Source organism: Treponema brennaborense DSM 12168, from assembly GCF_000212415.1.
GTDB classification, from domain to species: domain Bacteria; phylum Spirochaetota; class Spirochaetia; order Treponematales; family Treponemataceae; genus Treponema_F; species Treponema_F brennaborense.
In genome coordinates this window covers 1621359-1645623 of the sequence record NC_015500.1, presented here as the reverse complement: position 1 = coordinate 1645623, position 24265 = coordinate 1621359, and the positions used below count along the sequence as shown (strand labels likewise).

The window sequence follows — 24265 nt, the reverse complement described above, 5'->3', positions numbered from 1 at the left end:
ATATATCTTAAATCCGTATTTTATTCAACCGTTATTTTTCCCAGCTGTCCGCATGCGCCGCCGATTTTACGGCCCCGCCGAGTGCGGAGCGTAACGTTCAGGCGCGCTTTTTCCAACAGCCGGACGAAAGCGGTACATTCCGCTGCGGAAGGTTCGGCAAAGGGGAGCCCCGGAACCGGATTCCACGGTATCAAATTGATGTGTACGTCGAGCCCGCGAGCGAACTCGATCAGTCGTTCAGCGCTGGCGGTGCCGGTATTCATTCCCGCAAGCAGCGCCGCTTCCAGCGTACAGCGTTTTTTTGATTTTTCCGTATAATAGGCGATTGCTTTCTGCAGTTCCGGCAGCGGATTTCCTTTGGTAACCGGCATGAGCCGTTCCCGCAATTCGGGATCTGCCGTCGTCAGCGACACGGCGAGCCGCATGTGCGGACCGTTGTCAGCGAGGTCGTATATGCCTTTTATGATTCCGGACGTCGACACGGTGATTCGCCGGGCCGAAAGTCCTCGGCCTTCGGGATGCGTCAGCACGGCGACCGCTTTTCTGACGGCGCTCAGATTCATCATCGGTTCGCCCATTCCCATAAAGACGATGTTGTCGAGTTTTCCCGAAACCTGTTCAAGATATAAGAACTGTTCGACGATTTCGGCTGCGTCCAAATTCCGCGCCAAACCGAGCTTTCCCGTCTGGCAGAACGCGCATCCCATCGCGCAGCCGGCCTGGCACGAAACGCACGCCGTCTTTCGTCCGCTGCTGTCGGTCAGCAGCACGGTTTCTATACACGCGCCGTCGTGCAGGGTGATCTGCAGCTTAACCGTGCCGTCGGGGTCCCGTAATTCCTGCGCGATTTGCGACGAACGAACCGCCGCCGTTTCTGACAGGCTGTCGCGCAGGTGCTGCGGCAGGTTCCGCATTTCCTGAAACGAAGCGGCGCCGTTTCCGAGCCATTTGAATATCTGTTTGCCGCGGAACTGCGGAGACACGCCGGGAAGCGCGCTCAGTTCCTCCGGCAGCAGTCCTGCAACGGAGATTTTGTCCATAGTAGCCATAACGGATCAATACTGATTGGACTGGATTTTTTCCATCATGTCGCTGACCGCCTGGCTTCTGATTCCCTGTTTTTGGAACGATTCAAGCACTTCAATCGCCGCCGTTTTTCGGTTTTTTTTCATATAACAATCCGCCAGATCGATGTACAACCGGTAATTCTTAGGATCCGACTGTACCAGGCGGGTCAGACTCGCGATTGCTTCTTCGTATTTGCCTTGTCCCTTGCTGATAAGCGCAAGGCCCAGTACCGCGTACAAGTCGAATTCGATATCGAGCGCCTTATTGTAATACGCGCTTGCCGTTTCGTAATCGCCGGTGTTGCGGTACGCGTCGCCGGCACGGGTCAGAATGACTTTGTTTCGCGGATCCTTTTCAAGAATTTTGTTCCAGTATTCGACTGACCTGAACTGCTGGTTCATTCCGCGGTAACAATCGGCTAAACCGAACAGCGCGTAAAAATTGTCCGGTTCCGTTTCAAGCGCGCGCTCGAAATAGTAGACGCCCTTATCGAACGTTTTCAGTTTGCGGTGGCAGTTGCCGATCGAAGTCAGCACGCGGATATCCACGTTGCGCTCGTTCAGCTCGAACATGCGCGTCCAATAATACAGCGCGTCGCGGTATTCCTTAAAATCGTAGTGTAGATGTCCGAGCCCGATGAGCGCATACGCGTTGTTTTCTTCCATATCGAGCACTTTCAGATACAATTGTTTGGACTTTTTAAAGTCCCGGATCTTGCGGTACGCGTCCGCGACGCGAGTAAGTACGGTAATGTTCCGGTCGTCGTGCATCAGATACTGTTCCCAGATGTCGATCGCTTTATGATACTGATTGAGCGCCTTATAGCAGTCGGCCAGTCCGAACAGCGCGTAGTTGTTGCCGGGATGATAGGTGAGGCAGCGTGAATAATATTCGATCGCTTCGCGGAAATGATTTTGTTTGCGTTCCGAATCTCCGAGTCCGACCAGCGCGTAATTGTTGTTGTCTTCAAGTTCCAGGATTTTGTTAAACGCGTCGTCCGCTTCTTTTATCCTGTTTTCTTTCAGAAAATGGTATCCTTTTTTTGAGAGTTCGGAAATTTCCGCAGCTTTTCCGTCTGTTGCGGTGATATCGGTATCAGCGGGCATGAAATCGTCGGAAAAAGCATCCGTCGGTTTTCCTTCAGGCGTAAATAAATCTTCCATATTTTTTATTCCTTTTCTATCATTACTGAAATCAGTCCGGCAATCTTTTTAAGTAACGGCTCGGATTTTCTTTTGTTATGCGCAAGCAAATATAATTTTAATGCGTCGAGTTCCCGGTTTTTCGCTGCATACACGTCCGCAACGCGGGTGAGCCCGTCCGAATATCCGGTCGCAAGGTAAATCCTGCGGGCTTGTTCTATATCGCCTTGGTTAAAAAGAATATTTCCTTTTCGATTCAAAACCGCTTTCTGTTCTGATGTTAAGCCGGCAGCAGGATTGTCACTTGTTTTTATAAATCCAGAAGCATTCGACGCATGTTTATTGAACATTATTTTTAAATCCGTATTCATAAGAACCCTGTAATTATATCTACCTCCATTCTATCAGATTTGAAGCAATTGTCAATGTTTTTTTGAAGCGATTCGGATAAATCACCGCGTTTCCGCCGGATTCCGGTAAAAATCGACGATGGATCGTCCGTATTCCCGCTGATCGAACCGTTCAAATTGCCTGATTGCATCCGGCAGCGGTTTTTCGGCCGGCCGGTGTATCATGATAATTCCGCCGGGAGTCAAAAGATTCCGTTCGGCCGCGATTTCGATCAGATCCCGATGGAATTTATACGGAAACGGCGGATCGCAGAAAATCAAATCGAACTGCGACTTGCAACGCTTCATAAACAATTCTACCGCCATAAAGTGACAGCTTATTTTTTTTCCGAGTTCTTTTTCGGTAACGGAAACGTTCGACAGCACCGTGTCCGTTTTGATGCGGTCTTTTTCCACCAGTTCAACGTGCGCCGCTCCGCGCGACGCGGCTTCTATGGCGATCGTTCCCGACCCGGAAAACAAATCGAGAAACGATTTGCCGCTCAAGTCTCCCAATATGGCGAACACTGATTCGCGCATTCTGTCCATCGCCGGACGGATAACGCCGTCCGGGCATTTTATGATTCTGCCGCGCAGTTCGCCGCCGGTTATTCTCATATGTCCGCCTCTGCCATAACGCCTGCCTTTACCACGATTGTGCGAGCGCGATGCCGTCGGCTGCGCGCATGCCGGACGCCCACGCGCCGGTGATTCCCCGGGACGTTCCCGCTCCGTCGCCGATCAGGTATACGTCCGGCGCCGCCATAAAATGGTCGTTCAGGAACACCGGTTTGTTCGCGTACAATTTGATTTCGGGATAGTACATGACGGTGCTCGGATGCAGCACGCCGGGTACGATCGTATCGAGTTTTTTGAGCGCTTTCCAGATTGATTCAAGGAATTTGGCCGGCATGGCGAGCGAAATGTCTCCCGGTGTCGCCGATTTCAGCGTAGGGGCAAAATCGTACAGATCGCCGTTCAAACCGGCCGCCGTCGTCCGCTTTCCGAGCCGGAAGTCTCCGATCCGCTGCATGATCGGGTGCCCGCCGCCGGTAAGCATCGCAAGCGCCGCAAGAAATTCCGCGTAATCCTGTCCGGATGCGAGCGGTTCGGTAAACGCGACCGAACGGAGTACGGCGAAGTTCACCAACCCGTTGGGCGGCAAATTATCCGAGTAAGCGTGCCCGTTGACGCTGTAATACGTTTGCCCGGCCGTGCTGGTATATTTTTCCTGCACGACGTGCGCGCTGCCCGAATTGGTGCAGAACGTACGCGTCCGTTCGGGAAACATGAATTTCGGATCGTAATAATCGGCGACGATCGGGTAGTGTTCCCGCCTCGTTTCAACGCGGATACCCACGTCTATACTGTTGTCCGTGTACCGTATACCGGTGCGGCTCATGAATTTCCGCAGAAAATCGAATCCGTGCCGTCCGGGCGCCACGACGAGCGATCCGTAGGCTATTTCACGTGTACCGGTAACGGCGGTACGGCTCCGTACGTCCGCGCTTACGAGCGACTCGCCGAACGCCAGTTCGACGCCGGCTTGCGCGAGCCGCGCAGTCAGGTCCTTTATCAGCTTGATGCCGCCGTCCGTTCCGAGATGCGACTGTCTGATGCGCAGCAGCGTTACGCCGATCCGCTGCGCGCGTGCCGCGTACGTGTCGACTTGTATCTGTTCGAGAATGTCCGGTTTCAGAAACGCTTCGATTCGGGCTATATACGGGGACGCGGTGCCGGTACTCCAATAATCAGACGGAAATCCCACCGGATAGGTAAAGTTCATTTTACAGTCGTTGCGAAGTCCGCCGGATGAAATTTCGGCGCTTTCGAGCAGCAAAATTTTTGCATTCCGCTTTTTTTCGAGCAGGGCGAACGCGGTACCCAGACCTGCCGGGCCGGAACCGGCAATCACACAATCATATCGTTTCATACTTTTGAACACTATAACGGAATTTCCGTTCAGCGTAAAGCCCGCCGCGCGCGCGTTCCGCCGCTGTTTTTTGAAAGCGCGGTCAGTGTTCAAGACTGCGGCGTTCAAGGCTTGACTTGTATCGCTGAATCTTCTATTATATAAAACCGTGTTAATTCGATATACAGCTGATGCTAAAGGCAAACCCGTCAAAAAGGCGGTTATTTATACCAAAGAAGAACATTCGATTCCCCGCGAAAAAATAGACGCAGACGCACTGCGCGTCATTTCCATGTTGCGCGAATACGGATTTGACGCGTACGTGGTGGGCGGCGCCGTCCGCGATTTACTGGTCGATAAAGACCCGAAGGATTTCGACATCGTAACCGACGCACCGCCGCCGCGAATCAAAAAGATTTTCCGTAATTCGCGGATTATCGGACGCCGGTTTCGGCTGGTGCACGTGTTTTTCGGCCCCAAAATTTTTGAAGTCAGCACGTTCCGTTCCATAACGGACGGTTCGGTCGGAAACAGCTTCGGTTCGATGGATGAAGACGTGCAGCGGCGCGACTTTACGCTGAACGCTTTGTATTACGATCCGGTGCGGGAGCAGATCGTCGATTACGTCGGCGGTGTAAAGGATATCAGAAAAGGCGTCATTCGTCCGGTCATTCCTATCGAGCGCATTTTTGAAGAAGATCCGGTGCGTATGCTGCGCGCGGTAAAATATGCGGCGACGACCGGCTGCAAACTGCCCGGTTATCTGAAACGGAAAATCCGTAAATCGGCTCATTTGCTGTCGCCGGTGTCTCCGTCGCGGCTCACGGAAGAGCTGATGAAAATTATCAACAGCGGTCACGCCTATGATATCGTCAAGTTTTCGCTTGAAGTCGACTTGTACATGTACCTGCAGCCGGCGGCTACGGCCATGATGTACGCCGATCCGAAGTACGAGCACGACTATTTCGTCCATTTAAAAGAACTCGACGCGCTGCACGTGGTGGATCCTTCCGCGCGGCTCGGTCAAAAACTTGCGTATCTGATTTATGATTTTACGGCCGGATTGACCGATTGGACGGAAGAAGCGGAATCGCGTTCCGCCGCCGGCGAACTGTATATGAAAACCTGGGCGCAGTGCCGGAATTTCGTGCTGCCGATGAATCCGCAGCGGACGGAACTTGAGTTTGCGATTCGCACCGTGCTGAAAAAACTCGGTATTTCCGTACATATTCCCAAAAAAGTATTCGGTTCCGGCTCGACTCGCACGCTGAATGAGTCGGGAACCGGCAAAAACGGAAACGCTGCAGGTTCTGCAAAACGACGCAGAAAAAGACACGCGCCGGCGAAGGATACCGCCGCCGTGCCGTCGAAAGACGCCGCAGCTGCACCGGCCGTTTTCAGCCGCCCCTGCGAAACCGTTTCCGAATCGCCCAAAAGCGCCGTTCTGTAACGGTCTTTAACGGGTTTCTTTTCCCGTCTGCGTGATTTTATCGATAATGATGCTGACTTCTTCTATGAGAATACCGGTGTATTTTTCGATATTATCAATGATGTATTTTTGCAGATTGTGGATTTTGCCGGTCAGCTGCGTGCCGAACGGAATATCTATGGTGATAACCAGCCGGTATCCCTGCGCGTCGGTTTTGATAGCGAGTTTTTTTACCCTGATCTGCGAGTCGTATTCGGTTACACAGTGCATGGCCATTTGGGTGAGCGCCGCTTCCGATATTTCGATGCGCCCTTTTTTGGAAAATTCCGGGCGTACGACCGATTTTTCAAAGACTTTTGAATTTGCATTTTTATTTTCTTTCGATTTTCCGCGTTTCAGAAACACGCGCACCGCGTTGTAAAAAATTTTCGGATAATCGCGCTTTATTTCTATGGCGGGAACAGGGATGACGTGTTTTCCTTCAACTTGTCGGGATCTGATTGCCGTTTCGATTTCTTCCTGCGTCGCGATGTCTTCGATTTTGATTATTTTGGACGGAGCGGGAAGTTGCAATCGCATCGCGATTTTCTGTACCATTTTTTCGGACGTACCGAGGAGAAGTATCTTTTTGATATGCATTTTCTGTACGGCTTTGGCAATCTGGTCGCGATGCGTTTTGTCGTCGAACAGGGCGACGCGGACGGCTCCCATATAGGTTTTTTCACGCTTTGCCGACTGTCCGGCCAGAATTTTATCGTCCTGAATGAGCAGTCCGTCGTCTATGATCGCTTCTATGCCGTATTTCTGTGCGAGTAATTTTGCCCTGAAGCTTTTTCCCGTTCCGCTCGGTCCGACGAGCGCGTACACTGTTGAACCTTGAAGCAGATGAAGCATATCACTGAATATTTTCATATATCGCTTCCATTATACGCACTATAGTCCCATTCAAGCAAGCATTTTTTTAACATTTTTTGAAAATTTGTCGAAATAGGTGCGCACAGCAGCGGCGGCAGTGAGACCGGATTCGGTTCCGGTATACCGAGCTGCCATGCGTGCAGATATATGCTTTGCGCTTCGCTGATCGGGCGGCCTCCGTACGCCGTGTCGCCGAGCAGCGGAAAACCGTGCGCGCCGCCGTGCAGCCGGATTTGATGCGTCCGGCCGCTGCCGATGGAAAACAGAACGAGCGTGACCGGCTCTCCTTCGTACGAACCGTGTGCGAGCGGAACGGCGCGGGTGTCGGCGGTTTTGCCCTCGCTGCCGCCGCTGCGGCACGCGAGCGAGCGCCGGAAGCGGTGCAGCCCTTCCGTTTCCCGTTCTATTTTGTCTGTCCAGATCCGTTCCGTTTCAAGGCAGCCTTGAACGATGGCTGCGTATCGCTTCTGGAGCAGGTGGTCCCGCACGGCGGCGGAAAACCACCGCGCGCCTTCAAGATTCCGCGAGCAGACGAGCAGTCCTGTCGTTTTCCTGTCCAGCCGATGCAGCGGGCCCGGTTTGAACGAAAGCGACGACGCGCGCGCGGTTTCGGCGTATTCGGCCTGCACGATGTCGGCGATTGAAACGCGGGCACCGCGGCAGCCTTGTACGGGAATGTCGTACGGTTTGTTTATGACGCGGAGAAAGTCGTTGCAGAACACGTCGTCCAGCGCCGGAAACGCTGCCGGGCGGCTTCGCGCGGGTTCCGGCTCGGAGGGGAGTTCGGCGGGCTGCGGCTGCAGCAGAAAATCGGCTATATCGATGAGGTCTCCTTCGTTTACGCGGGCTGCCGCATCCGTTTTTTTACCGTTTACTCTGACGAGGGATTTGCGGATATACGAATAAATCGCGGACAGCGGAGCGTTCGGGAGAAATTTGCGTATGATTTTGTCCAGTCGCCGCCGTGCGTCGTCCGGTCCGGCCGTGAAATGTAAAAAAAGCATTATGTTATTATTATAGAGCGAATTTGCGTCAAAATCTACTAGACAAAAGTTCGTTCTGCGGTAAAATAGAATACCATGTGGTCTTCAGCCTTAGAACAAATTCAATCGCTTTTTAAAAACTCCGTTTTTCTCGCCTGTATTTTCAGTTGGTTCTCGGCCCAGTTTATAAAAACAGTCATTAAGTTGTTTACCGGTAAAATTTCCAGTTTACGGGAATTGTTTGAATTGCTTTTGTGGCGAACCGGCGGTATGCCTTCGAGCCATTCGGCGCTCATGTGCACGCTCTGCACTTCCATCGGATTCCGGTCGGGAATCGATTCCGATATTTTCATTTTGTCGTTTTGTTTCGCATTGGTGGTCATTCGCGACGCGGTCGGCGTCAGACGTGCGAGCGGCATTCAGGCGCGGGTGCTGAACGAACTCGGTACGTCGCTCTGTGAAAAAGAGATTTTGAAATTCAAGCCGGTAAAAGAAGTGCAGGGGCATAAACCTGCGGAAGTGTTTATCGGCTGCTTTTTGGGCGTCGCCATCGGCATCGCGTTCGCCGTGCTGTAGGCGCTGCCGGTATGAAAAAATCCGTTAACGTGTCCGCCGCCGCGGTCTTTATTGCAGCGGTTTGCTGTTGTTTTCTGTTTTGCGCGTCGGTTCCCTCCGGCACGCTGTGGGACGGGTACGTCGTTCTGTACGTTTCAAAAGAAGTGCCGGAACGGACGGTGCTCGGTGAATTGGATCACGCAGGCGTCCGGAACGTGATCACGCAGTCGGGCCAGTCGGTTCCGGTGGTGTCGCATATGACGCCGGTGCAGCCGGAAACGTTTGATCCGCTGTCGTATATCAGCCGCCGGTCGGCGTATTTTTTTGACGAAACGGCCGCTTTTCGGCTGTTTTATATTCCCGAACGGTACTCCGACGCCGTTCCCGACGCCGTAGCGGCGCTGCTGAGTGCACAGCCGTCCGCCCGCGCGGGATTCGACGCCGCCGGTTCCTATCCGGTAGTCGTTCCGCTGATCTGCGCGGCGGTGTTCGCCTGTTTTATCGCCGTATCGAAGCGCCGGACGTACATGCTGTGCGCGGGGCTGCTGCCGGTTGCGTACGTGCTGTGTTCGCCGCTGTATACGAGCGCGGCCGCCGCCGGTTTGGCATTATACGCGCTTTTTCTTTTTCAGCGGTTGTGGAACCGGACCGGCTGGTTTTCGGCTGCGATCGGGAACCGTTATATCCGCGTTCCGCTGATTTTATCGGTTGCGGCGGCGTTCGCCGGTTCACCTGCGTCGGGGGGGCTGTTCACGCTTGCTTTAGCGGGAACGGCTGCCGTTTTGTTCGTGCTTCGGGAAGCGGAGTCGTATCGGGAAAACCGCCGCCGCTTCCGGCCGGTTCCGGTGCGGACCGCGCGGTGCGTTCCAGTCGCCGATCGTTTTTCCGTGCCGGTGCTCGCGGTTCCTGCGGCAGCGGCCGCGGTTCTGCTGGTGTGTTTTTTAGCCGTCGGGTATGCGCCTTCCGGCAACGCGGGCGGAAAAATCGCGCTTCCGGCTCCGGCCGCCGCCGGCGCGCAGCGGGATTTCAGCGTCGCGTCGTACGAGCGGGCCGCCGCTTCCGGCCGTCAAGGGGCGGACCGTTTGCCCGGAATGGCGGAATACGTTACCTGGGCGTGGAATACGCTGACGTTTCCGTACCGGTCGCTCAATTCCACGGTATCCGCTTCGCCGGTCGTCGCAGCGGACGAAACGGTTTCGTATCCCGTATACGCGCGTTCCGGACACGGCGTCATTTCGGAACAGCTGAAAACCGTGTACGTGTTCAACGACGAGTTTATCGGCACGGTGCTTGAACCCGTTACGGCCGAATATGCCGGAGTCGAGTCGCTGCTGAAGCGGCAGAACGGTTTTAAATCGATAGAATACCGCAGCGGCGGTGTGCAGTCGGGCGGAAAAAAAACGGCCGGAGTTCTGAGCTGCATTTTTCTCGTGTGTTCGGCGGCGATCCCCGCCGTTTTGGCTGGTATGTTCTTTTGGAGAAAGCAAAAATGAAAACGAGTGTGTCTGAAATACTTCCGTACGCCTGTTCCCGATACGACGGTGCGGTCAACGCTTTTTTACCGACGGAGGTGCTGGTCTCGCTGACGCAGGATAGTGCCGGTACGGGTTCGTGCGTTGTTGCGGAAGGCGATACCGTAAAAGAAGGTCAAGTGCTCGCTTCCGGCCCGTCGCTGAACGGCGCGCACATTCATTCGCCGGTTCCCGGTTCGGTAACGCAGTTCGTCGTCCGTTCAATGCCGAACGGAAAAAAAGCCCGGGCGGTGCAGATCAGGCTGCAGGGCGAATTTTCATTGCTCGGAAAGCCGCGGCACGAGAGCGATTGGAATTCTTTTTCCGCGTCTGCGCTGCGCCGGCTGTTCGGCGAATCCGGTATCGTCAATTCGTTTGCCAAGGCCGAACCGCTGTCGGTGAGTATCGATACCGCGCTGAAAAGAAACGTACCTCCGGTTGTCGTCGTCAGGTTGTTCGACGACGATCCGAGCCGCTGCACCGATTCTTTTATTGCCGAGCAATACCGGAATCAGGTTGCGGAAGGCGCCCGTATCGTTGCCGCCGCTGCGGAAGCTTCGCGGGTCGTGCTGGCGTATTCTGAGAGCGCCGTTTCGCCGATGCCTGATGCGGAGCCGGACGGATTTATAGAGGCGGTTCCGGTCGACACCGGAATCTATCCGTGCGGCGGACGGCACGAACTCATTCAGCAAATCCGGAAAAAAAGCGAAGCCGAATCGCTTTCCGTATCCGATATTTTTATCGACAGCGGAACGGCGCTCGCCGTTTACGAAGCGGCCGTACACGGGCAGCCGGTCATCGACACGTTCGTGCAGGTTTCGGGTCACGCACTTGCGGAAGAGGGAATGTTCAAAGTCCGTATCGGTACGCCGCTGCGGTATCTTGCCGCCGAATGCGGCGGCTTTGTCAAGCCGTACGCGAAAATCATCATAAACGGCTTGATTTCCGGTGTGAATATCGCCGATCTTGACACTCCGGTTACCAAATACGTAAAATCGGTTACGTTTCTGCCTTTTTCCGAAAAGGTGGATCAGAGAACTTCCGAGTGTCTGCGCTGCGGAAACTGCCGTTCCGTATGTCAGGCCGGAATTGAACCGGACACGCTGTACGCGTACTATGCGCACGGAAAGAAAACGGATCCGGCGTACGTGCGTACGACCTCGTTGTGTTCAGACTGCGCGCTCTGCAACGCCGTTTGTCCGGCGCGGCTGCCGCTTTGCCAAACGCTGTCGATGATGAAAGGATCTGCTGATGAAAAAAAATAATATCGTTACGCTGCGGCCGTTCTGCTATATCCGGCCGTCTCTTGATACGATGACGGCCGGGGTTATCGCCGTGCTCGTTCCTCAGATCGTAATGCTGTTCGTAACGGACAGCTACCGTTCGCTTATCCTGTTGGGCTGTACGACCGCGGCTTCGGTTTTGGCGGAATGCATCGACGCGGCTGCGCTCAGACACAAACGGGGCGACTGGAACGTCGCGCTGCTGCAAGGTCTGCTGATCGGCATGTTCCTGCCGGCTTCGTATCCGTTCGCTTCCGCGTTTTTTATCGCGCTGTGTACGCTGCTCGTTGCCAAATATGCGTTCGGCGGATTGGCGGGTTCGTGGATCAATCCGGTTGCGGCGGTGATCATTATCGCCTATTTCGTCGGCGCCGTGTGGTTTCCGGCTTATTCCGTGCCGGCCGGATATCTGCAGACCCGGAACGTTTCGCTCGCGCTGATTCAGGACGGCGTCATTCCGACGCTGCCGGCCGATTCCTCCGTCACGGCGTTTTTGAATGAAACGGTGTTCGCGTTTTTGGGAACGTCGATTCCGGACGGCTACGTGTCGCTGCTGTGGGATTCGGGCGCCGCCGTTCCTGCGTTCCGGTTCAATATCCTGACGCTGATCGCGTCGCTGGTGCTGTTTTCCTTTAGAATGCTGCATTGGGTCGTTCCGGCGTGCTACGTTGCCGTATACGCGGTGCTGGTAAAATTTTTCTGTCCCGTTTTTGCCGGCGGAACCGTCGGTGAGGGAGACATCCTGCTGTCTGTGCTGTCCGGCGGCACGCTGTTCACGGCGTTTTTCGTGCTGAGTTGGTTCGGGACGACGCCGCTTTCACCGGGCGGAAAGGTTTTTTACGGTGTGTTCGCGGGCGTCGCTTCGTTTTTCATTTCGGGATACGGAATGTCGCCGGTGGGCGCGATGTTCACGGTTTTATCCGCGAATATGATTTCTCCGGTGATCCAGCTTTGCGAGCGGATGCGCAGTAAAGCGACGCTCTACGCGAAGCAGCTGCCGAAGATAGAAAAAATCCGGAAATCCTGATCCGTTCCGTGAAAACTTCAATGAGGAGACCGAAATGAATATAAAAAAATTGTCCATCGATTACGGTTTGTGCATGGCGGTCATCGTAGTGCTGTTCGTTTTAGTGTTCGTTCTGGCGTTGTTTTCCCGACAGGCATGGAACGGCGGTCTGCAGAAACAGCTCGTTTCGGTGTTGTCTCAGTCCCATCCGGGAGAATATATCGTCAGCGATCCGCTGCCCATCGATAATCCGTTTTCCGTCTCCGCCGCGGCGTATCAATTGATGCCCGTAAGTTCTGCGGCGCGCGGCACGCGATACGGTGTGATTATCAGAATTCCGACGCTGTACGGTTCCCTGCCGGGCGTATTCGTTTATACGGAAAATGCCGGCGCCGAATTCGTCGGTATAGCAGGGTTTTCCGAGGATTCCGCCAAGGAACAGGCGGTCGCCGCATCGCTCGCCGATTCGGTGCAGATTTCCCGCTGGGAAAAACGGATTCCGGTTATTTTAAAAGACGCCGTTCAGAAAACGCCGGGGGGAAGGTAAACGCAATGAAAACGAACAAAACTTTTATGTATATCGCCGCGTCGCTCGTGCTGCTCGTACCGGTTCCCGCCCGGTTCGGCTACGGGCTGCTTCTGATTCTTTCGCTGAATCTGCTGATGCTGTCGGGGACGGTGTTCCGGAAACTGCTGGACACGCTGCGGTTCGATCAGCTGCGGCCGGTGCTGCTGCTCGTGTTTTTTATGGCGGCGGCGGTATTTTTCAGGCAGCTGCTGATTTTCTATTCACCGGTCAGCGTGCTGACGCTCGGTTTTTCTTTGTATTTGCCGGTTGTCGCCGTTTTTCTGCTGGGTGATTTTTTTGCGGACAGTTCCGTTTCCGTCTCCGATTTTCTTGCGGAAAATATGGCTGAATGCGGAAAATTTTCCGCATATGCGTTATTATTTTTCTTATGCAGGGAAGTGTTCGGATACGGTTCCGTTTCGTTTCCGGTTCCTTCCGGTATATACCGGATACTGCTTCCCGCCGGGAATTCGTTTGTACCGGCGGTTTTCTGGGCGTCGATTCCCGGTGCGCTCGTTGCATCCGGCGTGTTGCTTGCGGTGATGACGCTTATCCGGAAAAAATGCATGATCGTGCATCGGAGCGCGGAATTGCAGGAAGAAGAGGTGTCAGATGTTGATTGAATGTCTCGTTTTCGCCTTGACGGCCGTACTGCTGTATGGCGTGGGTCTCAATCAGGCCGTCGTTTTGTCTTCCGGAGTGAAGGGAATCGCCCTTTCATATGTGAAAGCGCTGCTTGCGGCCGTTTCGACGGTCGCCTTGTCGTACGTTATCATACGGTATTTGCTGATTCCCGCCGGTTTGCAGGAACTGTATCCGCTGGTGTGCATTTTGGTGTTTACCGTTATAGCGGTTTTCTTTGAAGTGATCGTAACGCTGACGACCGGGACGCCGGTCGCCGAATTTTCGGTCGTTTTTTTGTGCGTGCTGCTGGCGATCAACGAAAGCGTTTCCATTGCGGAGGCGGTGCTGTTCGTCATGTGCTGCGTTACCTCTTTTTATGCTGCGATTCCGGTGCTGTATACGCTTCGCAAACGTAATGAAGACGCACAGCCGCTGCCGTTTTTTAAAAATTCGCTCATATTGTTCAGTCTTGCCGCTTTGATGCTGTTTTTGCTCGTATTCGACGTTTCATGGCTGAACGGAGGTATCGCCCGATGATTTTGACCGTAGTTTTTTTGGTGCTGTTTCTGATCGCGGCGGGTATGCTCATTATATTCGTGTATTCCGTGCTGATACCGTCCGTAACGGGAGCCGAATCGCGGAAGCCCGTACATGCGTACGTTTTTGCGGATAGCGAATTGAAATACGCTTCGCGTTTGCCCGCCGTGTGCGAAGACGGAGGCTTCCGCGCCGTGATCCGCTGCAATCCGGCAAAAACGGATGAACAGCGCCGGTTTGCATACGACGGTCCCCGGGACTGCCGGCTGTTCGATTCTTTATATCAGACCGAGTTCGACTGCACCCGTCGGTGCACCGGTTTCGGTTCGTGCGTCGGCTCCTGCCCGCAGCAAGCGATTCGCATAATCAACGGAACGGCCGCAATCGCAAAGGGCTGCACCGGTTGCGGTAAATGCGTTTCCGCCTGTCCCAAGCAGCTGATAGAGCTGGTTCCCGCCGTGCAGGCGGCAGCTCCCGGTACGTGCGCTGCAGAAAATGAAGATACCCGTTGCTCGTTGTATCAAAAAGACGAAAAAAACGTTATTCCGGCTCGAAAAAGCTTTAAATTTTGGCAAAGATAGTATAACATGTTTTATAAGAATAACGGGTGACACGCACTTATGGGGACGATCAATCTTTGTTTTGAAATCGGCAATGAATATGTAAGCAGCTCGGCATCCGGTCAGATTCTGACGTCTGATGCGAATAATTTTGAGCACTTGTATCAGAGTGTGTATAAGAAACTCGTTTCGTTTTTATACGCACGGCCGTCGTATTATTTTTCATTTTCGTTTTGCGGTTTGCAGCTGGAATGGTTTTCCAAAAAACATCCCGAATTTTTACTGATTCTTTCCGAATTGTTGGGCAGAAAGCAGATCGAATTGTTCGGCGGCGGTTATTACGAACCGTTGCTGCCGGCGCTGCTGCCGGTGGATCGCGTCGGTCAAATCGAACTTATGACGACAGCCCACCGCCGCCTCGTCGGAAAACGGCCGCGCGGAATCCGGCTGCCGCACGACGCTTGGGACGCTTCGCTCATATCGAGCCTGAAAACGTGCGGAATCGAATACGTCGTCCTCGAAAGCTCGCTTATTCCTTCCGGAAAAACGCCGTTCCTGCCGTATATCGTGCAGGATCAGGGAAAAAGTATCTGCGTTTTGGGCGAATATCAGCATCTGCTGCCTTCCGGAACGGATGCGGACGGGAGCGTGCAGGATCCCGATTCGTATTTGGATTCGCTCATCAGCGCCGTACGGCAGAGCGGAAATACTGCCGAACACGCCGCCGTGTGCTGCCGCTTTACACCGGCGCAAATCGGTGCGCTGCTCGATTCCGGCTGGCTTGAACGGCTGTTCGCGGAAACGGCTTCTCTCGGTTACAACGATTCGGTTGAATTGTCGCTGCCGTCGCGATATATGAAGCTGACGCAGTATTTTCAGCGCGCGTACATTCCCGCCGCGGTGTGCGCCGCCGATACGGCTGCGGACGGAACCGCTGCGGGTCTGTCGAATATATACGATTACATGCTGCGTGATCCGAATGCGTATCTGCTGTATTCAAAAATGATGTACGTCAGTATGCTGGTCAATCAATGCCGCGGAGACAAAATCCGCAAAAAAGCCGCGCGCGAAAAATTGTGGGAAGCCCAATTCGGCGGCGCGTACGTGCCGAGTCCCGGCCGGGATAAGGCTGCGATCCGGCAGTACGCGTATCACTGTCTCATTCAGGCGGAAAAAACGGTGCGAGAATGTTCCGGTTTTTGTGATTCGGTAACGTCTTTCGATTACGATTGCGACGGCATCCGCGAATACGTTTGCCAATTCGAGCAGTTCAGCGCCTATATTCAGGCGCGCGGCGGCAGCGTGTACGAACTCGACGTGTACAGTTCCGCCGTTAACTACGCCGGAAATTCCACCGGCCACACCGGATTGTTTCTCGATTATATTTTCGACGTGCAGAAAAACAAGACGGAAACGCTGACCAGGCAGATTTACACGGAGACGCTGTTTGACAGTCAAAAGCACGAAGTGCGGCTGTCCGCCTCCGGAACGTTCGGCGATTTGAATCAGCCGCTGACGCTGCGGAAAAATTACGTTCTGACGGGCAACGGTATTCAGGTGCAGTATATCATTAAAAACGCCAGTCCGTTTCCGTTCAAGCAGCAGTTCGCCGTCGAGTCGAATTTCGTGCTTTCTCCTGCCGGAAAAGAAACGTTGCAGGCGGAAATAGTTGCGGACGATCGGAAAGCCGTTTTTACGCTGCCGGATCGGATTCCGGATGAACAGCAGGCCGTTTCGCTCGTGAGACTTTCGGACAGCGACGTGTCGTTCGTTTTCGAGCCGAACGAAAACGCCGCCTTTTCACTGTCGTGCGGCGACGGAAAACTGAGCGCCGTTTTGTCCTGGCCGATAGAGCTTGCGCCCGGTTTTGAAATGGAAAAAGTGATCAATTTTTCGGTCGTTCCGCAGCTTGCCAAAAAACGCCGCAGACAGTAAGCGCCACGCCGGTTTGGGTAATGCTTTGCGTCCGTGCGGCGGTGAGCGTAACGTATGCAGTTGGGCATTACCGTGCGGCGGTAAACGCAATGTTCGATGTACGGCGCTTTGCCGCCGTGCCGGCCGTGGCTTGACCAGAAAGGTGTAAACATCTATTATATTCTATCATGAATAGACGATTAATTACTTCCGCGTTGCCGTATGTCAACAATATTCCCCATCTCGGCAATCTGATCCAAGTACTGTCCGCCGACGTGTTCGCCCGGTTCTGCCGCAGCCGCGGCTATGATACGCTGTACGTCTGCGGTACCGACGAATACGGAACGGCGACGGAAACCCGCGCGCTTGAAGAAAAGAAGACGCCGCGGGAACTGTGCGATTATTACCACGCAATTCACGCTGATATATATAAATGGTTCGGTATCGCTTTCGATCATTTCGGCCGCACGTCCGCCGCTCAGCAGACGGAAATCGTGCAGCGAATGTTTCTCGATCTTGATAAAAACGGTTTTATCAGGGAAAATACGATCGAACAGCTGTTCTGTCCCGACTGCGGCCGTTTTCTTGCGGATCGCTTCGTGCGCGGAACGTGTCCCCATTGCGGCTACGAAGACGCGCGCGGCGATCAGTGCGAAAACTGCGGAAAGCTGCTTGAACCCGTGGAACTGAAATCTCCGCGCTGTTCCACCTGCGGTGGTACGCCGCATCTGAAATCCACCAAACATCTGTACATAGACCTGCCGGCGATCCAAAAACGATACGGCGCGTGGATGGAAGAGGCGAGCGTCAAAGGCAAATGGGCCAAAAACGCGGTGCAGATGACGCAGGCCTGGATCCGCGACGGTCTGCACGAACGTGCGATTACGCGCGACCTGAAATGGGGAATTCCCGTCCCGAAAACGGGCTTTGAAGACAAAGTGTTTTACGTCTGGTTCGACGCGCCGATCGGGTATATTTCCATTACGAAGGCTCTTGCCGATACGCTCGCGGCGCACGGTAAAGATTCTTTCGACTGGAAGTCGTGGTGGCTTCCCGGCGAATCTGCCGAAGCTGCCGGCAAACCGCCGGTCGATCTGTTTCAGTTTATCGGTAAAGACAACATTCCGTTCCATACCGTTATTTTTCCTTCGACGCTGATCGGTTCCGGCCGCGACTGGACCAAATTGTATCACATGTCGAGCACCGAATACCTGAATTACGAATCCGGTAAATTTTCAAAATCGAAAGGAATCGGCGTTTTCGGCAGCGATGCGAAAGAATCCGGTATTCCCGCCGACGCCTGGCGTTTTTACATTTTTTACAATCGGCCCGAAAAATCGGATACTCAGTTTTTATGGAAGGATTTTCAGGAAAAATATAACGGCGAACTGATCGGCAATTTGGGTAACTTGGTGAACCGCACGCTGACGTTCGTCTCCCGTTATTACGGCGGCGTGATTCCCGAACCGGCTGCTGACGAGCAGCTGTGGAGCGTCGTCCGTGCGGGTGAATCGAAAATTACCGAATTGCTCGAATGGGCGGAACTGAAAGACGCGTTCCGCGAACTGTTCGCCGTGTCTTCCGTTGCGAACAAAGCGTTTCAGGACGGCGAACCGTGGAAGACGCGCAACACCGATCCTGAAAAAGCGGCGAGCCTCATTGGAAACCTGTGCTACGTTATAAAGGATCTGATGATCATGGCGCATCCGTACCTGCCGCATTATACGGAAAAAGTGATGTCGTTCTTCGGAAAAACGATCGCGGATCCCGTTATCGGAACTTCCGCGCCGCACGGGGCGCTGACCTGGGCGGATTTGGGAAAAACGGCCGGACTTACGCGGGTGAGCGCACCCGAGATCGTGTTCACGCCGCTCGACGATAAAACGATCGACGCATACCGCGCCCGTTACGCCGGAAGCCAGAAAGAGCGCGCCGCTCAAGAATCGGCAAAGGCCGCCGGTTCGCCTGCTGCCGAAAGCAAAAAAGCCGGTGCCGCCGGTTCGCCTGCTGCCGAAAGTAAAAAGGCAGCCGATCCTGCCGCGCATTTCAACACGCATATCGCGCTCAAAACGGCTAAAATCATACAGGTAGAAAAACATCCGGAAGCGGATAAATTGTATATCGAAACGCTCGACGACGGTTCGGGCGAACCGCGCGTCATTTTGTCGGGATTGGTGCCGTATCTGAGTGCGGACGAACTGCTGGGAAAAACGGTCGTGATAGCGGATAATCTGAAACCGCGTAAAATGCGCGGAATCGAAAGCCGCGGTATGCTGCTCGCCGCCGATTACACCGACGCGGACGGCAAAGAATGCGTCGAAGTGCTCGACTGCCCGTGGGCGCCGCCGGGAACACCGGTCGTGCTCGACGGCGCCGATCCTGCGGCGGAAAAACCTGCACAGATCGACGCGGATACGTTTTTCGCCGTCGATATTGAAGTAAAAGACAATACGGTCCGTATCGGCGGGGTGCCGCTGGTAGCTGGCGGAAAACCCGTTACGACCGTGCGTACCGTTAACGGCGGAGTGCATTAATCGCATATGGATATCGTTCAAATATCGGAAGCGGAATCCGGATACGGCAAAGATATCCGGTTTTTGCAAAGTTCGTTCTGGGCCGATTTTAAAGCGGCCCACGGATGGCGTGCGTTCCGCTTCGCCTGCAGCAAACCGCTTCGCTTCGACGCGTCGGTTCTTATCAGGACGTTTCGCGTGCCGCTCGCCGGCTGTGTGTCCGTCGCCTACGTTCCGATGGGCATCGATTTGCCGAACAGCGTGATCCCCGTTCCCGATCCGGCGGAATACGCGCAGCTGCTCAAGGATTTTGCGCACGCGCTCAAACCGTCTCTGCCGCGGCACACGCTGTGTATGCGCTTTGACCCGCCGATCGATCTGTTTTCACCGGCGGAGCGCGATGCGTACGCGGCCGCGCTTACGGCGGCCCGCAGCTGCCGTAAAGCACTGCAGGACATTCAGCCGCCCGACACCGTACTGCTGAATTTGTCGCACACGGAAGACGAACTGCTTGAGAACATGAAGCCCAAATGGCGGTATAATATCCGGCTCGCGCAGAAAAAAGGCGTCGCCGTACGCGTCGGTACGCCGGACGATATCGATATTTTTTACGACTTGTATAAAACGACTGCGGAGCGCGACGGAATTGCCATTCACGCAAAAACGTATTATCGGGATCTGCTCGAACGTTCGGGCGGGGACGATATCCGCGTTACGCTGTACATCGCGTCGCACGAAGACACGCCGCTGGCGGCGATCATCACGCTGTTTTCTTCGCGCGAAGCGGTGTATTTGTACGGCGCGTCTTCAAATGAAAAACGCAATCTGATGCCGGCGTATCTGCTGCAGTGGACGGCTGTCTGCGATGCAAAAAAGTACGGTGCGGCTTTTTACGATTTTTACGGAATGCCGCCGACCGACGACGAATCGCATCCGATGCACGGTTTGTACCGATTTAAAACCGGATTCGGCGGAACGATCGTGCACCGTCCCGGAAGCATCGACGTGCCGCTGTCGGGATTGTACGGTGCGTACGCGTGCGCCGAGCGTCTGCGCGGTTTTTGGCACAAAAAAATAAAAAAACTGCTCGCGGGCCGGTAACCGGACGTTTCGGGACAGTTTTTTACAGGAGGAATTATGGGCGATCAGGCCGGAACTTACGATGCGGCTGTCGAGCGCAGCAAAAAATTGGAAGCGGAAATCACTGCGCATCCGGAGAATTTCCGCGTTTTGACCGGAGACCGTCCGACGGGCCGGCTGCATATCGGTCATTATTTCGGTTCGCTCCAGAACCGCGTCAGACTTTCAAAATTGGGCGTTCCCACGTGCGTTCTTATCGCCGATTATCAGGTGCTGACCGATCACGACGCGTTCGCGGAGATTGCGCAAAATACCAAACAGCTGGTGATAGATTATCTGGCCGCGGGTATTACGCCGGGTAAAAATACGATCATTTATCCGCACAGTTACGTTCCCGAAGCGAATCAGCTGATGCTGCCGTTTCTCACGCTGGTGAGCAACGCCGAATTGAGCCGCAATCCTACGGTAAAAGAAGAAATTCAGGCTGCCGGTCTTAAAAGCGTGAACGCGGGCATGTACACGTATCCGGTACATCAGGCGTGCGATATCCTGTTCTGCAAGGCGACGGTCGTGCCGGTCGGTAAAGATCAGCTGCCGCATCTTGAAATGACGCGCACGATTGCCCGCCGGTTTAACGAAAAATTTTCACCTGAAAAACCGGTGTTTCCCGAACCGCAGGCACTGCTCAGTAAAACGCCGAGTATTCTGGGACTCGACGGCAGTCAGAAAATGAGCAAAAGCCGCGGCAACGCGATCATGCTGTGCGCGACGGAAGACGAAACGGCCGCGCTCATCAAAAAAGCAAAAACCGATTCCGAACGTACGATTACCTACGATCCGGTCAATCGTCCCGAAGTCGCCAATTTGCTGATGCTCATATCGCTGTGCACTGATGAATCTCCCGAAGCGATCGCCGCCCGTATCGGCGACGGCGGCGGCGGACTGCTGAAAAAAACGCTGACCGAGTCGCTGAACGAAAAACTTCGCCCGATCCGCGCCGAACGCGCCCGTCTTGAAGCGGATCCGGCTTATATCAGGCGCGTGCTGCTCGACGGCGTTGACGCCGCGCGCGCGATGGCCGTGGACACGTTGCAGGAAGTTCGCCGCGTCATGAATATGGAAATTTGAGCGGATAACGCATCCGAGCGGAAACCGGCCGCTTTAGCCGTTTAAATTGACCGCGATGCGCAGCAGCGTTTCGCGGTCGTTTTGTTTCGGGTCGTCGATCACCGTGTCGAGCAGTTCCCGTAAAATGTGTCCGAGCCGTTTTCCGGCGGGAATGCCCGCCCGTATCAGATCGGCGCCGTTTACGGCAAGGTCTTTGAGCGTGAGCGCCGTGTTCTGCGCCGTAATCGCGTCTATTCTGTCTTTCAGTTCAAGCAGGTTTTCACTCCAGACGCCGTTTTTAAGCTGAGGCGGAACGCCCGTCATTCCGTACACGTCGGCGATCCTCAGATCGAACAGATCTTCGACGGCTTGCGGCGTAACGCGTACCAGAAACCGGCGTACCGCCGCGTCCGTCCAGGAACTTTCGTAGTGAAACATGTGATTTTTTACCAAATGGCAAACGGCGGTCGTAAGCGCGTTCGGAAACCGCAGCCGTTCCAAAACGTTTTTCGTTATCGAGGCGGAAACCGTTTCGTGATTGTAAAACGTATAAATCGTTTCTGCCGGCGGCGGCTCACCGGCACGGTCGGAAACTCTCTCCCGGATTTCCGTCCGTTTGACGGCGGGTTTTCCCGCGTCGTGAAAGAGAGCGGCGAGCCGTACTTCGAGTTTCCGCGCGGGTGCGCCGTCGCACGCGTACAGCAGATGATCCAGTACGTCGAAGCGGTGAAATCCGCGCGCATCCGCCTGTTCGACGCCGCGGCACGCAGCCAGTTCCGGCAGAAAAAGGCGGAGCATTCCCGTGTCTTCCATCAGCCGCAGCGCGAGCGACGGTTGAGGTGCTTTGAGCATTTTGACAAACTCGTCGCGGAACCGTTCGATCGATACGCCCGCCGTTTTTTCTTTGGCGCGCGGAACGGCGGCGAGCGTCGCGGGGTCTATCGAAAAACCGAGCTGGGCGGCGAATCGGAGCGCGCGGATGGGGCGCAGGCCGTCTTCGGCAAACCGTTCGTCGGCGTTGCCGACCGTGCGGATCACGTTTGCTTTTATGTCGTCCCTGCCGCCGAACGGATCGACGATCAAACCGTCTGCCAGATTTGCGGCGATTGCGTTCATCGTAAAGTCGCGCCGGGAAAGATCGTCTTCTATGGTTGCGGCGAACTTGACCGAATCCGGATGCCGCCCGTCGCTGTAACCGGTTTCGGTACGGAACGTCGTGACTTCGACTTCCCGTTTCATAAAATGAACGGTAACCGTTCCGTGAGCGATTCCGGTGGGAATGACGCGCCTGAACATATCCGTGACTTGCTGCGGCGTCGCGTTCGTGGCGACGTCCCAATCCGACGCCGTTTTTCCGCGTACGATGTCCCGTACCGCCCCGCCGACCAGATAGGCGGAAAATCCGTGTTCGCTGAATATTTCGTGCATTTTTTGCAGTTCGTGCGGAATTTTTATCCGTTTCATGGTATAACTATAGCGGAAAATGCAAGAAAAGGAAAGCGTACCCATGAATGTCTGTGTTTTTACCGGCGGCGAATATCCGGCGCCCGAACTCGCCCGCGTCTTTTTCGAGCGGCGGCCGGATTTTGTGATCGCCGCCGATTCCGGACTCGACGCGGCCGAAGCGTACGGTGCCGCATACGGATTCGTTCCCGATCTGATAATCGGCGATATGGACAGCCTTCGCGAGCCGGATATTCGGCTCGCCCGATACGGAAACAGCCGCGTAAAACGGTTCGCGCGTGACAAAGATTATACCGACACGGAACTGGCGCTTAAAGAAGCGTACGCGTGTATCGATCGTACGCGGCGCGCCGGGAGCGGTGGCGGTGCTGCGGACGTTACGCTTATCGGCGGAGACGGGGGCAGGATCGATCATCTGTTCGCCATCAGAAATCTGTTCGGAAGCGGTACGGAAAAAAACTGCGCCGCGCCGCGCGTGTGGCTTTGCCGGACGCAGGCGGTGTTTTACCTGGACGCTGCCGGAACGAACCGTTTGACGGCGTGCGGTGTCTTGCCTGACGACGACGTTTCCGTTTTTTCCGTCGGCAATCCGGCGGTCAGGCATTGCGCGCACTCCGAAAATTTGCGATGGCCGCTCGCGGCGGTCGACTGGGATTCCGGCGCGTACAGTTTAAGCAATCGGCTCGATAGCGCGGACGCAGAAGCCGGAGAGACCGGTTCCCGTATCGGCGTAACGGCCGTTTCCGGCGCGTTTATCGTTATCGTTCCGCTTCGATTGCGCTCAGCGCTTTGCCGATGTCGTTGCCGTTCGCGGCAAGATACGTGACGAGCACCGGATATTCGGTGAGAATCTTTCCCATCGTTACCAGATTTTCAAATTGCCTGTTGTCTTCAAAAATAACGGAAACTTTTTTATCGATTTGAGCGGCGAGTTTTTCATTCACCTGCCGCTGATATTCGGTGAACGCCGTTTTTGCAAGCAGATACAGCCCCGCGTCGGGAACTTTTACGTCCTGCACTGAAACCGACGTAATTTCCACGTCGGGAAAAGCGGTCGCCGCGTTGGTGCCGGCGATCAGCTCGTCAGAAGATATTGCCTGCACGACGAACGTGTGCGGATCTTCCTGCGTTTTTCCCAGAATTAATTCCGCGGCAGCGGCGTTGAATCGGTTTATCTGCGTGCGCACGTACTCGTCCAGTTCCGCCTGTTCCCGTATGTCGTTGCGTTCAACGAGCGACACGACGGTTTCCGGTTTTATGCGCGCGGTGGTCCGGAACGTTATCGAATACGAAAAATCGGGTTTTTCAGCAAGCTGGATACGGTATACGTCTGCCGACGGAAGCGTTCCCGAAACGGTTTCGGTAACGCTGAGCGGTGCGAGCGAAAACGTCCGCAGCTGCGTGTTCGTGGGCAAAAGCCGTTCCCAGCGCCACGTGAACGTGCCCGCCCGGATCGGTTCGGAATGTACGCCGCCCGTTTTGGAGATCATCACTCCGCAGCTTCCTACCGGAACGGAAAATTGTATCCAGCCGAAATAGAACACGGTGCCCGCCGCCAAAAGTAAAATAACGAGAGATACGATTGCTTTTTTCATAGAGGATACCCGCCTTGACGATGTCATTGTTCTTTTATAGTATACTCAGTAATAGGAGTGAACTGCAAGGTTTTATGAAGTCGAAAACGCAAAAAAACAGCGTAAAAAAA

General features: G+C 54.6%; 23 protein-coding genes. 14 read left to right on the top strand and 9 right to left on the bottom strand.

The annotated features are described in order from the left end of the window. Nucleotides 1–20 precede the first annotated feature (20 nt). From rlmN to TREBR_RS07130, 5 genes are all read right to left on the bottom strand, one after another. Entirely contained in the window at nt 21–1049 is a 1029-nt protein-coding gene (rlmN, locus tag TREBR_RS07150) for a dual-specificity RNA methyltransferase RlmN (RefSeq protein WP_013758522.1), read from the bottom strand. 6 nt (nt 1050–1055) lie between these two features. Then, nucleotides 1056–2174 (bottom strand): tetratricopeptide repeat protein, encoded by a 1119-nt coding sequence (locus tag TREBR_RS07145; protein WP_156786722.1) that lies wholly within the window; start codon nt 2172–2174, stop codon nt 1056–1058. A gap of 62 nt (nt 2175–2236) precedes the next feature. Further along, nucleotides 2237–2581, bottom strand: a complete 345-nt coding sequence (locus tag TREBR_RS07140; protein ID WP_013758520.1) for a hypothetical protein — start codon at nt 2579–2581, stop codon at nt 2237–2239. Between the two features lie 81 nt (nt 2582–2662). Further along, nucleotides 2663–3217 (bottom strand): 16S rRNA (guanine(966)-N(2))-methyltransferase RsmD, encoded by a 555-nt coding sequence (rsmD, locus tag TREBR_RS07135; RefSeq protein ID WP_013758519.1) that lies wholly within the window; start codon nt 3215–3217, stop codon nt 2663–2665. A gap of 28 nt (nt 3218–3245) precedes the next feature. Next, a complete protein-coding gene (locus TREBR_RS07130) occupies nt 3246–4532 on the bottom strand; it encodes an FAD-dependent monooxygenase family protein (protein ID WP_013758518.1) in 1287 nt (428 codons plus the stop codon). A 148-nt stretch (nt 4533–4680) separates the two neighbouring features. Between TREBR_RS07130 and pcnB the strand changes: the two genes are divergently transcribed. Beyond that, nucleotides 4681–5961 (top strand): polynucleotide adenylyltransferase PcnB, encoded by a 1281-nt coding sequence (gene pcnB, locus TREBR_RS07125; protein ID WP_013758517.1) that lies wholly within the window; start codon nt 4681–4683, stop codon nt 5959–5961. A gap of 6 nt (nt 5962–5967) precedes the next feature. Here pcnB and TREBR_RS07120 read toward each other — a convergent pair whose 3' ends face one another. Continuing rightward, nucleotides 5968–6852, bottom strand: a complete 885-nt coding sequence (locus TREBR_RS07120) for a hypothetical protein (protein ID WP_013758516.1) — start codon at nt 6850–6852, stop codon at nt 5968–5970. Then, nucleotides 6849–7859 carry an RluA family pseudouridine synthase gene (locus tag TREBR_RS07115; protein WP_013758515.1) on the bottom strand — a complete coding sequence of 337 codons (1011 nt, stop codon included), beginning with the start codon at nt 7857–7859 and terminating at the stop codon, nt 6849–6851. Before TREBR_RS07115 ends, TREBR_RS07120 begins: the two co-directional genes overlap by 4 nt. Nucleotides 7860–7934: 75 nt before the next feature. On the opposite strand from TREBR_RS07115, the gene TREBR_RS07110 reads away from it, so the two are divergent. The 12 genes from TREBR_RS07110 (at nt 7935) to trpS (ending at nt 21117) form a co-directional block, all read left to right on the top strand. Then, nucleotides 7935–8414 carry a divergent PAP2 family protein gene (locus tag TREBR_RS07110; protein WP_013758514.1) on the top strand — a complete coding sequence of 160 codons (480 nt, stop codon included), beginning with the start codon at nt 7935–7937 and terminating at the stop codon, nt 8412–8414. A gap of 11 nt (nt 8415–8425) precedes the next feature. Beyond that, entirely contained in the window at nt 8426–9886 is a 1461-nt protein-coding gene (locus tag TREBR_RS07105; protein WP_013758513.1) for a hypothetical protein, read from the top strand. Then, entirely contained in the window at nt 9883–11169 is a 1287-nt protein-coding gene (locus tag TREBR_RS07100) for an SLBB domain-containing protein (RefSeq protein ID WP_013758512.1), read from the top strand. Before TREBR_RS07105 ends, TREBR_RS07100 begins: the two co-directional genes overlap by 4 nt. After that, nucleotides 11156–12214, top strand: a complete 1059-nt coding sequence (locus TREBR_RS07095; RefSeq protein ID WP_013758511.1) for an RnfABCDGE type electron transport complex subunit D — start codon at nt 11156–11158, stop codon at nt 12212–12214. Before TREBR_RS07100 ends, TREBR_RS07095 begins: the two co-directional genes overlap by 14 nt. A 34-nt stretch (nt 12215–12248) precedes the next feature. Further along, complete coding sequence (locus TREBR_RS07090) at nt 12249–12740, top strand: hypothetical protein (protein ID WP_013758510.1); 492 nt, start codon at nt 12249–12251, stop codon at nt 12738–12740. Nucleotides 12741–12745: 5 nt separating this feature from the next. Beyond that, complete coding sequence (locus TREBR_RS07085; protein ID WP_013758509.1) at nt 12746–13384, top strand: hypothetical protein; 639 nt, start codon at nt 12746–12748, stop codon at nt 13382–13384. Beyond that, the gene (locus TREBR_RS07080) at nt 13374–13922 is read left to right on the top strand and encodes a hypothetical protein (RefSeq protein WP_013758508.1); all 549 of its coding nucleotides are present in this window, start codon (nt 13374–13376) and stop codon (nt 13920–13922) included. The genes TREBR_RS07085 and TREBR_RS07080 overlap by 11 nt, the downstream gene beginning before the upstream one ends. After that, a complete protein-coding gene (locus TREBR_RS07075; protein ID WP_013758507.1) occupies nt 13919–14503 on the top strand; it encodes a 4Fe-4S dicluster domain-containing protein in 585 nt (194 codons plus the stop codon). The genes TREBR_RS07080 and TREBR_RS07075 overlap by 4 nt, the downstream gene beginning before the upstream one ends. A gap of 39 nt (nt 14504–14542) precedes the next feature. Then, nucleotides 14543–16417, top strand: coding sequence for a DUF1926 domain-containing protein (locus TREBR_RS07070; RefSeq protein WP_013758506.1), 1875 nt, complete (start codon nt 14543–14545; stop codon nt 16415–16417). A 167-nt stretch (nt 16418–16584) separates the two neighbouring features. Next, nucleotides 16585–18930: a methionine--tRNA ligase gene (gene metG, locus TREBR_RS07065; RefSeq protein WP_013758505.1), complete on the top strand. Its 2346-nt coding sequence runs from the start codon at nt 16585–16587 to the stop codon at nt 18928–18930. A 6-nt stretch (nt 18931–18936) separates the two neighbouring features. Further along, complete coding sequence (locus tag TREBR_RS07060) at nt 18937–20010, top strand: lipid II:glycine glycyltransferase FemX (RefSeq protein ID WP_013758504.1); 1074 nt, start codon at nt 18937–18939, stop codon at nt 20008–20010. 36 nt (nt 20011–20046) lie between these two features. Then, entirely contained in the window at nt 20047–21117 is a 1071-nt protein-coding gene (trpS, locus tag TREBR_RS07055; RefSeq protein ID WP_013758503.1) for a tryptophan--tRNA ligase, read from the top strand. A gap of 33 nt (nt 21118–21150) precedes the next feature. On the opposite strand, the gene TREBR_RS07050 is transcribed toward trpS, so the two are convergent. Further along, the gene (locus TREBR_RS07050; protein WP_013758502.1) at nt 21151–22560 is read right to left on the bottom strand and encodes a CCA tRNA nucleotidyltransferase; all 1410 of its coding nucleotides are present in this window, start codon (nt 22558–22560) and stop codon (nt 21151–21153) included. 43 nt (nt 22561–22603) lie between these two features. Here TREBR_RS07050 and TREBR_RS13645 point away from each other — a divergent pair, with 43 nt between their 5' ends. After that, complete coding sequence (locus TREBR_RS13645; protein WP_013758501.1) at nt 22604–23386, top strand: thiamine diphosphokinase; 783 nt, start codon at nt 22604–22606, stop codon at nt 23384–23386. Here the strand turns inward: TREBR_RS13645 and TREBR_RS07040 are convergent. Beyond that, nucleotides 23319–24155: an SPFH domain-containing protein gene (locus TREBR_RS07040; protein ID WP_013758500.1), complete on the bottom strand. Its 837-nt coding sequence runs from the start codon at nt 24153–24155 to the stop codon at nt 23319–23321. The genes TREBR_RS13645 and TREBR_RS07040 overlap by 68 nt on opposite strands. Between the last annotated feature and the right edge of the window lie 110 nt (nt 24156–24265).